This is a genomic window from Edaphocola aurantiacus (genome assembly GCF_019797745.1).
Classification (GTDB): domain Bacteria; phylum Bacteroidota; class Bacteroidia; order Chitinophagales; family Chitinophagaceae; genus Edaphocola; species Edaphocola aurantiacus.
Genome location: NZ_VOSI01000004.1, coordinates 395,595 through 408,999 on the forward strand (window position 1 = coordinate 395,595; position 13,405 = coordinate 408,999).

The 13,405-nt window shown below is 46.6% G+C and carries 15 protein-coding genes; 10 read left to right on the forward strand and 5 right to left on the reverse strand.

Features of this window, described 5'->3' with window-relative positions; all coding sequences use genetic code 11:
* The first annotated feature begins 6 nt into the window (after nucleotides 1–6).
* From rpsR to FTD44_RS13750, 8 genes are all read left to right on the forward strand, one after another.
* On the forward strand, nucleotides 7–273 hold the full coding sequence (rpsR, locus tag FTD44_RS13715; RefSeq protein ID WP_124635268.1) for a 30S ribosomal protein S18: 267 nt from the start codon (nucleotides 7–9) through the stop codon (nucleotides 271–273).
* A gap of 15 nt (nucleotides 274–288) precedes the next feature.
* Entirely contained in the window at nucleotides 289–732 is a 444-nt protein-coding gene (gene rplI, locus FTD44_RS13720; protein ID WP_222166972.1) for a 50S ribosomal protein L9, read from the forward strand.
* A 387-nt stretch (nucleotides 733–1,119) separates the two neighbouring features.
* Nucleotides 1,120–2,541: a tRNA (N6-isopentenyl adenosine(37)-C2)-methylthiotransferase MiaB gene (gene miaB / locus FTD44_RS13725; protein WP_222166973.1), complete on the forward strand. Its 1,422-nt coding sequence runs from the start codon at nucleotides 1,120–1,122 to the stop codon at nucleotides 2,539–2,541.
* Nucleotides 2,542–2,560: 19 nt separating this feature from the next.
* Nucleotides 2,561–3,880, forward strand: coding sequence for a sigma-54 interaction domain-containing protein (locus FTD44_RS13730; protein WP_222166974.1), 1,320 nt, complete (start codon nucleotides 2,561–2,563; stop codon nucleotides 3,878–3,880).
* A 138-nt stretch (nucleotides 3,881–4,018) separates the two neighbouring features.
* A complete protein-coding gene (ypfJ, locus tag FTD44_RS13735) occupies nucleotides 4,019–4,885 on the forward strand; it encodes a KPN_02809 family neutral zinc metallopeptidase (RefSeq protein WP_222166975.1) in 867 nt (288 codons plus the stop codon).
* Nucleotides 4,886–4,926: 41 nt separating this feature from the next.
* On the forward strand, nucleotides 4,927–5,835 hold the full coding sequence (gldA, locus tag FTD44_RS13740) for a gliding motility-associated ABC transporter ATP-binding subunit GldA (RefSeq protein WP_222166976.1): 909 nt from the start codon (nucleotides 4,927–4,929) through the stop codon (nucleotides 5,833–5,835).
* Between the two features lie 4 nt (nucleotides 5,836–5,839).
* Nucleotides 5,840–6,628 carry a HipA family kinase gene (locus tag FTD44_RS13745; RefSeq protein ID WP_222166977.1) on the forward strand — a complete coding sequence of 263 codons (789 nt, stop codon included), beginning with the start codon at nucleotides 5,840–5,842 and terminating at the stop codon, nucleotides 6,626–6,628.
* The gene (locus FTD44_RS13750) at nucleotides 6,606–6,992 is read left to right on the forward strand and encodes a DUF3037 domain-containing protein (protein ID WP_129019644.1); all 387 of its coding nucleotides are present in this window, start codon (nucleotides 6,606–6,608) and stop codon (nucleotides 6,990–6,992) included. The genes FTD44_RS13745 and FTD44_RS13750 overlap by 23 nt, the downstream gene beginning before the upstream one ends.
* Here the strand turns inward: FTD44_RS13750 and FTD44_RS13755 are convergent.
* A complete protein-coding gene (locus FTD44_RS13755) occupies nucleotides 6,981–7,409 on the reverse strand; it encodes an OsmC family protein (RefSeq protein WP_222166978.1) in 429 nt (142 codons plus the stop codon). The two genes, FTD44_RS13750 and FTD44_RS13755, sit on opposite strands and share 12 nt — an antisense overlap.
* Before the next feature lie 84 nt (nucleotides 7,410–7,493).
* On the opposite strand from FTD44_RS13755, the gene FTD44_RS13760 reads away from it, so the two are divergent.
* A complete protein-coding gene (locus FTD44_RS13760) occupies nucleotides 7,494–8,351 on the forward strand; it encodes an energy transducer TonB (RefSeq protein ID WP_222166979.1) in 858 nt (285 codons plus the stop codon).
* Nucleotides 8,352–8,597: 246 nt separating this feature from the next.
* Complete coding sequence (locus tag FTD44_RS13765) at nucleotides 8,598–9,866, forward strand: NAD(P)/FAD-dependent oxidoreductase (RefSeq protein WP_222166980.1); 1,269 nt, start codon at nucleotides 8,598–8,600, stop codon at nucleotides 9,864–9,866.
* A gap of 25 nt (nucleotides 9,867–9,891) precedes the next feature.
* Here the strand turns inward: FTD44_RS13765 and FTD44_RS13770 are convergent, their stop codons facing one another.
* From FTD44_RS13770 to FTD44_RS13785, 4 genes are read right to left on the reverse strand one after another with little or no spacing between them, the layout of a single operon-like run.
* Nucleotides 9,892–11,196 (reverse strand): phenylacetate--CoA ligase family protein, encoded by a 1,305-nt coding sequence (locus tag FTD44_RS13770; protein WP_222166981.1) that lies wholly within the window; start codon nucleotides 11,194–11,196, stop codon nucleotides 9,892–9,894.
* Entirely contained in the window at nucleotides 11,189–12,271 is a 1,083-nt protein-coding gene (prfB, locus tag FTD44_RS13775) for a peptide chain release factor 2 (protein WP_222166982.1), read from the reverse strand. The genes FTD44_RS13770 and prfB overlap by 8 nt, the downstream gene beginning before the upstream one ends.
* 57 nt (nucleotides 12,272–12,328) lie before the next feature.
* Complete coding sequence (locus FTD44_RS13780) at nucleotides 12,329–12,772, reverse strand: GNAT family N-acetyltransferase (RefSeq protein ID WP_222166983.1); 444 nt, start codon at nucleotides 12,770–12,772, stop codon at nucleotides 12,329–12,331.
* Nucleotides 12,769–13,404, reverse strand: coding sequence for an NUDIX hydrolase (locus FTD44_RS13785; RefSeq protein WP_129019638.1), 636 nt, complete (start codon nucleotides 13,402–13,404; stop codon nucleotides 12,769–12,771). Before FTD44_RS13785 ends, FTD44_RS13780 begins: the two co-directional genes overlap by 4 nt.
* Nucleotide 13,405: the final 1 nt, after the last annotated feature.

Genomic DNA, 13,405 nt, shown 5'->3' on the forward strand with positions numbered 1-13,405 from the left:
ATTAAAATGGCTAGAAATAACGATATTAAATACTTGAGCAGTACTCGTATCGAGAACCGTCAAAAAAAATACTGCCGTTTCAAAAAATTAGGTATCAAATATATTGATTATAAAGATGCTGAATTTTTGAAAAAATTCTTAAACGAGCAAGGTAAAATGTTACCTCGTCGTATCACCGGTACTTCCCTGAAATACCAACGTAAATTAGGCCATGCAATTAAAAAAGCACGCCAAATGGCAATTCTGCCTTATGTTACTGACTTATTAAAGTAATAAAAATTTTAAACAATGAAAGTAATCTTAATAAAAGAAGTAGATAATTTAGGTGGTGCGCACGAAATCGTTGACGTTCGTCCGGGATACGCTCGTAACTTCCTGATTCCTCAGAAATACGCTATTGAAGCTTCTGCATCTAACCTGAAAATCCAGGAAGAGCGTCAAAAGCAACTTGCTAAAAAAGAAGAAAAATTACTGGCTAACATTGCGAGCGTTAAAGCTGCTCTGGAAACTCCGGTAAAACTGACTGCTAAGATCGGTGAAAATGGTAAAATCTTCGGATCTGTTACCTCTATCCAACTGGCACGTGCTATCCGTGAGCAAAAGCAATATGAAATCGACCGTCGTCGTATTTCTATCTTAGACGAAATTAAAGAAGCTGGTTCTTACAAAGCACAAATCGACTTTGGTAAAGATCACCTGGTTGAATTAACTTTCGACGTAGTAGCAGAGTAATTCTTGCACAATATATTTTGAAAACAGGCTCGCTTTGCGGGCCTGTTTTTTTTATGCGTTAAACGCGAAACTATGCTATGTTCTGATGTAAGCTGAAATAGGCGGAACGCGAAAAATGTTTTAAAAATCCCTTGCTGTACAGCAAGGGATTTTTATATGATAATAGACCTTGTTTTACTACTTAACCAGTTTTCGCGTAGCCATAAGTTGGTTATCTGCCGTCATGACCTGTAGTAATATTGTTTAATAGATTATTGCTATTTACAAGCTGAAAACATGATATGCTTAAGATGAATCTTCTATCTTACATCTTAACCTAAATTTTTGCTGCTATTTTGTCAGTTAATTGTCTGGATTGTGTAATTTTGTAGCTTATATTTTTGAACAATGTTAGAAACGCATAATAAGACAATGGATGAGGCTCGCCAGGGCGAGGCTTACGGGGGACAGCTGGAAGCTGAAAAGAAGTTTGAGAAGCATTTCTATATCGAAAGTTATGGATGCGCCATGAATTTTAATGATAGTGAAATCGTTGCCTCTATCCTGAACGAACACGGGTTCGGAGCAACAAAAATCATAGAAGATGCTAACCTGGTGCTGGTTAATACCTGTTCTATCCGCGAGAAAGCAGAGCAGACGGTACGTAACCGCCTGGTCCATTTCAAAGGATTAAAAAAGAACCGTCCGGATATGCTGGTGGGCGTGCTGGGCTGTATGGCCGAGCGCCTGAAAGCTAAGCTGCTGGAAGAAGAAAAACTGGTAGACCTGGTAATCGGACCGGATGCTTATCGTACCCTGCCTAACCTGATCGCAGAAGCGGAAACAGGTCAGAAAGGAGTAAACGTACTGTTGAGCCGTGAAGAAACCTATGCCGATATTGCACCGATCCGTCTGGATAGCAATGGCGTAAGTTCATTTGTGAGCATTATGCGTGGCTGTAACAATATGTGTACTTTCTGTGTAGTGCCATTTACCCGTGGCCGCGAGCGCAGCCGTGATCCGCAATCTATCCTGCGCGAAGTGCAGGACCTGGTAGACAGAGGGTATAAAGAAGTAACCCTGCTGGGACAGAATGTGGACAGCTATTACCATACCAATGATGATGGTTCTGAGGTCGTTAACTTTGCCCGCCTGCTCGAGCTGGTGGCACTGGTATCGCCTAAACTGCGGGTACGTTTCAGTACCTCGCATCCTAAAGATATTACGGATGAGGTATTGTTTACTATGAAGAAGTATGACAATATCTGTAACAATATCCACCTGCCGGTGCAGAGTGGTTCTACGCGCGTATTGCAGCTGATGAACCGTACCTATACCAAAGAGTGGTACCTGAAAAAAGTAGATCGCATCCGTGAGATCATCCCGGATTGTGCAATCACCTGTGATATCATCTGCGGCTTCTGTACCGAAACAGAAGAAGATCACCAGGAGACTCTGGAAGTAATGGCATACAGCAATTACGACCTGTCTTATATGTATATCTATTCCGAAAGACCAGGTACACTGGCCGCACGCCGTTATGCAGATGACGTGCCGGATGAGGTGAAGAGCCGTCGCCTGGATGAAGTTATTGCCCTGCAACGTAAAATGAGTGCAGCAATCTTTAAACGCGATATCGGTAAAACATACGAGGTGCTGATCGAGAATACCAGTAAACGTAGCGAAGAGCATTGGTCCGGGCGCAACAGCCAGAGCCGTGTGATCGTATTCCCTAAGGGAGACTATAATTTACAAAAAGGCGATTATGCAACTGTCAAAGTTACCGATGCGACCAGCGGCACACTGATTGGTGAAATTGTTGCTGTATAGTATCCTAAACTAACCCATTATGGATTTACAATCGATTAAGAATAGATTTGGCATTATAGGTAATGATCCCACATTGAACTATGCACTGCAGGTAGCGGCTCAGGTAGCCAACACCGATCTGAGCGTACTCATTATGGGAGAGAGTGGTGTAGGTAAAGAGATATTTTCGCAGATCATACATAACCTGTCTTCCCGCAAGCATAATCCCTTTATTGCGGTCAACTGCGGTGCGATCCCGGAAGGCACGATTGACTCAGAACTGTTCGGACACGAAAAAGGTTCGTTCACCTCTGCCAGCGATCAGCGTAAGGGTTATTTTGAATCCGTAAACGGTGGTACCATTTTCCTGGATGAGATCGGGGAGATGCCCCTGGGTACACAGGCGCGCCTGCTGCGTATGCTGGAGACCGGCGAGTTTATCCGCGTAGGTTCCTCCAAAGTACTGAAAGCAGATGTACGTGTAGTTGCGGCAACGAATAAAGATTTGCTGAAGCTGACACAGGAAGGTAAGTTCCGGGAGGATCTGTATTATCGTCTTAATACTGTTCCGATCCGCGTTCCGGCATTACGGGAGCGCAGAGAGGATGTATACCTGCTGTTCCGCAAATTTGTGATCGATTTTGCAGAGCGCTATAAAACCACTCCGATACAGTTAGATGATGAAGCACGCCACACACTGATGTCCTACCCATGGCCGGGCAATGTGCGTGAGCTGAAAAATATGGCAGAGCAGATCTCTGTACTCTCTACCGATAAATTAGTAACGGCAGACAGGCTGAACAATTTCCTGCCAAAGGCTGCACAGGGCAGCAATATGCCCATGCTGGCCGCTCCTGCAGAGTCTGCACCCATGAAGTCTTTTACGGCTTCTGAAAGCGCGGGAACCACAGAGCGGGAGATCTTGTATAAGCTCTTCTTCGACCTGAAAAAAGACTCTAACGATATCAAACAATTATTGTTTGAACTGTTACAGCAGCAGAATAGCGGTGGTGGCATGACGAGTAGCATGACCAAAGTAAATAATGCACCAATGTCCGGAGATGGATTCTCCATGCCGAATTACAGCAGCCAGAATGCAGGACCTATCGTTACCCCGGAGCCTAATAACTATGTAAACTATCCTCAGAATTCCGGATCACCGGTGATCCTCAGCGGTCCCGACAGCCTGGATCATCATGAAGAGGTAGAGGAGTCGCTCTCTCTGATCGATAAAGAAAGAGAGCTGATTACCAAAGCACTGCAGAAGCATAAAGGCAAGCGTAAGGATGCGGCTCATGAACTGGGCATCTCGGAAAGGACTTTATACCGTAAGATCAAAGAATACGATATTGACGAATAAGTACGGAACAGAAGGTAAAATGCAGTAAATAAACACAGCTGAAAATAGCTGGCCTGTTTATTTACTTTTATTTTTAATTTTTACTTTCTAACTTAGACTTTCTTTATACCTCTGTAAAAACTTTAAAACACTAAACTTATGCGCTGGAGAGGAGAACGCGAAAGCGATAATGTAGAAGATCAACGCGGGATGAGCGGCGGTGGCCGCATTGCGATCGGTGGTGGTATCGGTACCATCCTTATCGTAGTGATCGGATTGCTGATGGGCAAAAGCCCGACCAACATCTTCAGTGATGTGATGCAGAATAATAGTCAGAGCTCTTCGTATGAACAGACGACGACGGCCAATCCGGCAGATGATTCCACTGCACAGATGATCAAAGTCGTACTGGCCAGTACAGAAGATGTCTGGAGCGAGATCTTCAGACAAGCAGGGGCAAGTTACCAGGCACCTAAATTACGCATGTTTACCGGTGCTACACAAACTGCCTGTGGACAAGGACAACAAGCGATGGGACCATTTTATTGTCCTGCTGATACTAAGGTCTATATTGACCTGAGTTTCTGTGATGAGTTAAGAACAAAATTTAATGCACCCGGCAACTTTGCAGTAGCTTATGTAATTGCGCATGAAGTCGGACATCATATTCAGAACCTGATGGGCACCTCCGAAAAGGTACAGCAGTTAAGAGGTCGTGTGAGCGAAGCCGAATACAACCGCTACTCTGTAGCACTGGAGTTGCAGGCCGATTTCTATGCCGGTGTATGGGCTTACCATGCACAACGTATGCGCAATATCCTGGAGCCGGGCGATCTGGAAGCTGCACTGAAAGCAGCTAATGCCATCGGTGATGATAAGCTGCAGCAGGAGGCTCAGGGCTATGTAGTACCCGATGCCTTTACACACGGTACCTCCGATCAGCGCATGTTCTGGTTTAAGAAAGGATTCCAGACCGGAGACCTGAACCAGGGCAATACCTTTAAGGCACTGGGGCTGGCCAGCTAAGCCATCCATCTTTAGTATTATTATTTAAAATATTACCGACATTGTCTATTATAGTTAAAGACCTGACCCGCCATTATGGCGAACAGGTGGCTGTCAATCATATCTCATTTGAAATAGGAAAGGGAAGTATCGTAGGATTCCTGGGGCCGAATGGCGCCGGAAAATCAACTACAATGAAGATGCTGACGACCTATGTTCCGCCCACCTCCGGGACGGCTGCAGTCTGCGGTTTTGATATTGTGAAAAATGTGCAGGAAGTGCGTCGTCACGTCGGCTACCTGCCAGAGAGCAATCCCCTGTATTATGATATGTATGTACGCGAGTACCTGCACTTTGCAGCAGGCGTACACCAGCTCAGCAATAAGAAAAGCAGGGTAGATGCCATGATCGATATGACTGGCTTGGGCAAGGAAGTCAATAAAAAGCTGGGACAATTATCTAAAGGATATAAGCAAAGGGTTGGACTGGCACAAGCAATGATCCATAACCCAGATGTACTGATCCTGGATGAGCCGACCAGTGGTCTGGACCCTAATCAGCTGGCCGATATCCGTGACCTGATCGTACAGATCGGACAGGAAAAAACAGTACTCTTATCTACGCATATCATGCAGGAAGTAGAGGCCATGTGTAGCCGGGTAATCATCATCAATGACGGCAAGATCGTTGCAGATGATGCTATCGGTACCATACAGGCACACCAGAGTAACAAGAATACACTCATTGTTCAGTTTGATAAACCGGTTACAGCAGCAGCTTTACAGCAGTTACAGCAACTGGAGTCTGCGAAACAGCTGGAGGGTAACCGTTGGGCCTTACAGACCGCACAACCCGATCAGCTACGTAAATCGCTGATGCAATGGGCGGTAGAAAAAGATTATATCATCGAGTCTTTACAGACCGAATCGCGTAGCCTGGAAGAAATCTTCCGTACGCTGACCAAGAAATAAAATCATGATCAATCCCATTCGACATATAAACGTTATCCGCTACATCAGTCCGCTGCGCGAGGGAGGTTCTTTACCCGCCATTGCAGAGGGCGATGACGGATTCCTGTATGTATTGAAATTCCGTGGGGCAGGGCAAGGACTCAAAGCACTGATCGCTGACTTTATCGGTGGAGAGCTGGCCCGTGCATTAGGACTGCATATGCCGGAAATGGTATTTGCCCACCTGGCAGAAGGCTTTGGCCGAACCGAACCGGATGAGGAGATACAAGACCTGCTCAAAGCCAGTACCGGCCTCAATCTGGGCGTACACTTCCTCAGTGGTGCATTGACCTTCGATCCCGAAGTACATGATCTGGATGCCCGTACAGCCTCTAAAATCGTATGGCTCGATGCCTTACTGATGAATATTGACCGCACGGCCCGCAATACCAATATGCTGGTCTGGAATAAAGAAATCTGGCTGATCGATCATGGAGCAGCATTATACTTCCACCATAACTGGGACAGCCGCGAAAATCTTGCGCAAAGCCCGTTTGCGATGATCAAGGAGCATGTATTGCTGCCTAAAGCTACCGGACTGGAAGCGGTGGCGGCTGAAGGTGTACAAACAATTACACCGGAACTGCTGCGTGCAATCATTAATGCCATTCCGGAAGAATGGCTGCAGTTATCAGAACCGGAACTCAGCCTGGAAGAGATCAAAGAAGGATACCTCAACTTTTTAACGCAGCGCGTGCTGCACAGTGATAAATTTGTAAAACAAGCGCTGGATGCAAGATTGGCTCTTATATGAGTATGCCGTAATCCGTATTGTTCCACGTGTAGAACGGGAAGAATTCATGAATGCAGGCATACTGCTGTATTGTAAACAGAAAAATCTGCTGATCTGCAAAACCTACCTGGATGGGGTACGGTTACAGGCATTGCATGCACATATAGACCTGGACCTCATTGCAGCGCATCTTAAAGGATTTGAGCGCATTACTTCCGGCGATAAAGCCTGTCGTTCGCCTATTGCCCGCCTGGGTAAGGCCGAGCGTTTCCGCTGGCTGAGCGCTACGCGCAGCACTATTGTACAATGCTCTTCCATACACCCGGGCTATGCCCAGGATGTAGAGGCTGCAGCAGAAAAACTACTGCAGCAATTAGTCTGCTGAGATATGCAGATCGTAGGTGATCGTAGCTCCGCCTGCTCTTAAAGTAAAGGCTACCGAACAATATTTGTCAAGAGACAGATCAATGGCGCGTTTTACAGAAGGCTCAATCGCCGGATCTCCCTTCATTGTAAAGCGCATATGGATCGTCTGCCATAAAGCAGGCTCCTTATCTTTTTCCCTTTCTCCATCTACAGTTACGACATAATCCTCGACAGATATTTTCATTTTATTCAGGATCATCAGTACATCAATACTGGCACAGCCTGCCAGGGCATTCAGCAATAACATCATGGGGCTGCTGCCACTGTTGTTGCCGCCCAGTTCCGGGCGAATGTCCATACGGGTAACGATTCCCTGGTCATCTGTTGTAGCAAATCCGTAAGGTGCTGCTGCTATGGTAAGTTTGGTTTGTGGCATAAAAGGAGTATTAGAGTGCAGTAGCAAAATAGAAAATTTTATGGAAAAAAATCAGGATTGTGTTTATTAAGTAAATACGATCTTATGAATACGCACATCCCTCCCGCCACCGGATACCTGGATATCCTCTTTGCTCATCGCAACAAACAATATGGTGCTTATGAGCTGCGTAACAATTATAACCGCCGTATGATCAAAGCCGGATTGATGGCTATGACTATAGTAGGCCTGCTGGCGCTATTAGCCGCAAAAGACAAAACGGACGATGCGGAATTAACCATTACGGGTAAATCTCCTGTAGTAACAGATACGACTGTTGTTCAAATTAATGAATTTGACTTACCTGAAAAGGAAATCGGAAAGCCTATTGGTCACACCGGGCGCACTGCAAAGACGGCTGATTTTGCAGTCCCCGTTATCGTAAAAAATCAGGCAGCAGATAAACCGATTACACAAATGCCCGATAAAGATGCGCTGGCCGGACCGGTCGATAATCCCGGGTTGGCCAATGGTACCGCCATTGCTATGGACAATAGCCTGTCTGATGGGCCGGCCGGTGACCTGCTCAGTCGTAAGGGCGACCCGAAAGATACTGCTGTGGCCACAGGACCGGTAGTGATGGAGGATAAGGTAAGGGATATGGCCGATGAAATGCCAGAGTTTCCCGGTGGTATGCAGGCCTGGAAAAAATACCTGGCCGATAACCTTCGATACCCACAGGCAGCACGTGTAGATGAAATAGAAGGTACGGTATACGTAAATTTTGTGGTGGCTAAAGACGGCAGTATTTCCCGGGTTAAGGTTGCCAGAGGTATAGGCGGTGGTTGCAGTGAAGAGGCGGTAAGGGTACTGGAAAATGCACCCCGCTGGAAAGCCGGCAAACAAAAGGGAACTGCCGTGAATGTAAAGATGACCATACCCATCCGCTTCGCATTCAGATAATGATTTTCTCATCTGTTATACGCCCTACCGGTCTCGTTCCGGCGGGCGTTTTTCAGGAAGAGATTTAACATAAATATGGATATAAAAAGGGGGTTGTGCGTACTGATTTTCTTAACTTTACATGATTTTATCAGGGAGTTTTCCCGTCCTTTACAGACCCTCTGTCCGAGTGTTGTTTTAATTTAAGCCTGGGTATAGTAGAGCATTGGGATTTTCCTGTTTGCATTCATCTAATAAACTCAGATTATGAGAATAGTCATTGTTGGTGGTGGTTTTGCCGGTATGAACCTGGCCAAATCTCTTGCCGGTAAATCCGGTATAGAAGCCGTTCTTGTCGATACAAATAACTATAACTTCTTTCCACCCCTTATCTACCAGGTTGCCACAGCCTTTATCGAACCTTCCAATATTAGTTATCCTTTCCGCAGGATGTTCCAGGAAAAAGATAATATCCGTTTTTTCAATGGTAATCTGAAACAGATACATGCTGCCGAAAAGTATATAGAAACAGATAATGGTAACCTGACTTACGATTACCTCGTACTGGCTATGGGTACAGAGACCAACTTCTTTGGTATGGAACGCGTGCAGGAAAAAGCCATGCCGCTGAAAAATATCAATGATGCCCTGAAAATACGCAATACACTACTGCTTCATCTGGAATGTGCCTGTCGTACTACCGATCCTGAAGAGCGCCGTAAACTCATGACCATCGTGATCGCCGGAGGTGGACCTACCGGTGTAGAAGTAGCCGGAATGCTGGCCGAAATGGAAGGTCATGTCAAAGAAAAAGATTATCCCGAGCTGAACGGTATCCATACCCGCATTGTACTGATCGATGCCGGTCCGAATCTACTGGGGCCTATGACCCAGAAATCGCAGCAGGAAGCATACGACCAGCTCACCCGCCTGGGTGTAGAGATCAAGCTTTCGGTAGCCGTACAGGATTATAAAGACGATCATGTATACCTGGCTAATGGAGAGACGATTGAAACCTACAGCCTGATCTGGGTTTCGGGTGTTATTGCCAAAGAAGCACCGGGCTTGCCGGCCGGGAGTGTCGGACGTGGCAGGAGGATACTAGTTGATGAATACAACCGCGTGCAGGGAATGGATAATATATTCGCTATTGGCGATATCTGTTATCAGACCAATAATGCCGCATTCCCGAACGGACTTCCGCAGCTGGCCCAACCGGCCATACAGCAGGGACAATTACTGGCTAAGAATTTTGTGAACCTGCAACAGGGTAATGCCCTGAAAGCCTTTGCCTATAAGGATAAGGGAAGTATGGCTATCATTTCTAAATTCAAAGCGGTAGTAGATCTGCCGAAGAGCTTTATGAAAGGTTTTATCGCCTGGATGGCCTGGTTGCTGATACACATTATGCCTATTGCCGGTTTCCGCAATAAGGTAAAACTATTCTTCAGCTGGATGTGGAGCTTTATTACAAATGATCCTACCATACGTCTGATTATCCGTTCAGATAAGCGTAACGGGGATATACATAACTAAATTTTTGGGGAAAGGGCAGGGGGGCTTAGGCTCTCCTGTCCCGGAACCGTACCGGTTTTCTGGAGCCGTTAGGAAACTGCATCTGCATCATCTGTTCCAGGCTGCACCATTCTATCTGTGGTAAAACCCTTAATGCGGACTGTAACTGCTGCTTCAGACTATTATGATCCACAGCATCCGGATCGGCGCTGTGTAAGTGTAATACCAGCATATCCTGCGCATATTCATCCTGCGTAATCTCGATCACATATTCTGAAATGAAAGCCATCCGGTGTAATACCTCTGCCACCATAGGAGGGTAGAGAGAGGTGCCCTTATATTTGATCATTTGTTTTTTGCGGCCAACAACCGGTCCCAGGCGCATCGTTGTGCGGCCGCAGGCACAGGTTTCATAATAGCCCTCACAAAGATCGCCGGTCTGGTAGCGCAGTAAAGGCATGCCTTCTACGCCCAGTGTGGTGATCGTTACTTCACCGGCCGTGCCCGGTGTTACTGGATGACCATTCTCATCCAATAGTTCCACGTACAACAATTCCGGTTGCAGGTGTCCGCCCTGATGAGCAGTACATTCTGTAAAAGCAGTCTGCATTTCTGTTGCCGCATAAGTACCGAATAATTCCAGGTTCCAGCCCTCCTGTATCCTTTGGGCCAGTACACTTGGGTTCAGGTCTTTATCCCTTACAGCCTCACCAATGGCCAGCACTTTACGGGGGCTGAGGGTATGCAGTTCTGTTTGGGTGGACGCAATATATTCTTTTAGTTTAACCAGAAATGAAGGTACCGCTACCAGTACCGAAGGCTGCAATCGTTGCATCACTTCCAGCTGCATCTGTGGCAGGCCAGGTCCGGTGCGGATAACCGCAGTACCCAGCTGCTGTGCCCCTTTATAGTATGCCATACCGGCCATAAACTGTTTGTCCAGGGTCAGCATCAGTTGCAGGCTGTCCTCGCTGTTCAGCTCCATCAGTTGCAGCGAACAGTATTCATTATAGGCCAGTCGCTCGAGATCAGCAGCAGTAAGCGCAATGGTCACCGGCTGCCCAAGTGTACCGGATGTAGCCGTATATTCAGCAATAGCCGATCGGGGCACACAAAGGAAATCCCAGTTGTGCGCCTGTATATCTTCCTTACCGGTAAGGGGTAGCTTACGGAAAGACTCTATGGAATTGATCTCAGTGAGATCAGTTCCATGAGCGGCAAATAATCTTTGATAAAACGGAGAGTGGCTATTGAGGTATTGCAACAGCGCTTGTATGCGCTGCAGCTGAAATGCCTCAATAGCTGCGGGCTGCGCCCGGTCTAAAGGTGTATGTCCGTAAGGTTTATTCATTGCCGGTCATCAGGTATGCCTTAATGAATCCGTCCAGTTCTCCATCCATAACAGGTTGCACATTACCCACCTCATAATCGGTACGATGGTCTTTGATCATCTTATACGGGTGGAATACATAGGAGCGGATCTGAGAACCCCATTCAATTTTCTTTTTATTGGCATTGGCGGCATCCCTGATCGCATTGCGTTTCTGCAATTCGATTTCGTACAGGCGGCTTCTCAGCATCTGCATAGCCAGTTCGCGGTTGCCCAGCTGGCTTCTGTCCTGCTGACATACCACAACAATACCTGTAGGAATGTGGGTCAGTTGTACCTTGGTTTCCACCTTGTTTACATTCTGTCCACCGGCGCCACCACTACGGGAGGTTTCCATTTTGATATCAGCCGGGTTGATCTCAATATTGATCGTATCATCTACCAGCGGATAGACATTTACAGATACGAAAGACGTATGTCTGCGGGCATTACTGTCGAATGGCGAAATACGTACCAGTCGGTGTACACCGCTTTCCCCCTTCAGTAATCCGAAAGCGAATTCACCTTCGAGCTGCAGGGTACAGGTTTTAATACCGGCCCCATCGCCCCATTGCCAGTCAATCTCAGACACGGTCCAGCCTTGTTTCTGTGCATACATGCGGTACATACGTGCCAGCATTTCGGCCCAGTCCTGGCTTTCCGTTCCGCCCGCACCGGCATTGATCTGCAGCATAGCGGTCAGTTCATCTTCCGGTTCGTTCAGGGTAGATTTGAATTCTGCTTCATCCAGGGCGGTAATAGCTGCTTCATAGGCTACTTTTACTTCCTCTTCAGTAGCTTCATTTTCTTTCCAGAAGTCAAAAAGTACCGCAAAGTCCTCTACAGAGGTATGTACATTATTAAAAAGTTCGATCCAGTATTTATTGATCTTGATTTCCTTCATGACACCGGTAGCACGTGTATCATCATCCCAGAAGCCAGGTGCGAGGGACAGCTGAAAATCGCTGTCAGCCTTGGCTGTGCGGTCTTCAACCTTTAAAAACTGCTTCAGATGCGCCACACGGTCCCGCATTACTTTTAATTGTTCTATCGTCATGTTTCCGGAAATTCAAAAAATTGTGAGTAGCGCAAAGATAAAAAAAATGCAGAAACCTCAGGGTTTCCACATTTCAATATGGGGAAGATCATCTTCCAGGTACGTTTCGCCCGTGGCGATAAACCCGTAAGATTCATAAAATGTCTGCAGGTAACACTGTGCGCTGATCCGGACGGAGGTCGTATCCCATTCCTCTTTGAGGAAGTCCAGTGCCTTCTGTACCAGGATGCGGCCATAGCCATGTGCCCTTGCCGAAGGTTTGGTGAGGACCCTGCCGATGCAGCATTCCTCATAGCTTACCCCGGGACGCATAATACGGCAGTAGGCCAGTACACTACCCTCATCATCGCTCAGGAAAATGTGCATCGCTTCAAAATCCTTATCGTCCAGGTCCTGGTAATAGGTCTTTTGTTCCACGATAAACACTTCATTGCGTACCTGTAATATTTTGTATAACTCCTCTTTACTTAATGCTGCAAAGGTTTTTGCCTGCCAGATCATACCAGCACCTCCGCTGTTTTTAAGACATCCTTAATGCCATTGAAAGATAATTTCAGGTATTCGGGCAGTTTTGCTACCGGCACCCACTTGGCTTCCACGATATTTTCTTCCGCCTGGGGCACAAGCGTATAAGCCTCTTTTACCGTCATATGGTACCAGTAGGTTGTTTTGAGAATATCTTTCTTCTTTTCTGTATAGATATGGTAGGTAGTACCGATGATATCGGCCAGTTGTACCTGTGGCAGCCCGGTTTCTTCTATAACTTCGCGAACAGCACAGTCGGCAATGTCCTCACCTTCGTCCAGTTTGCCTTTAGGCAGATCCCATTTGCCCCTTCTGTAGATCATCAGTACATTACCTTCTCCGGTGCGTACAACACCACCAGCGGCGATAATCGGGGTGAAATAACTGTTCAGTTCTCTTTGTATCGTCTCTACATCAATATCTTCAATAATCACGCCGGTAGCCATCGGGTTTTCCAGGTGCTTTTTAGCCAGCCTGAAGTTGCGGTGAAAGGCCCCGATGAAAAGATCATATCCTTTGCTCAGCGGATGCTCCGTACGGTACTGCTCTGCAGAGTTGGTAAGGATCAGGGGTTTATCGTTGATATAGATTTTTTGAGTAAAGTGCATA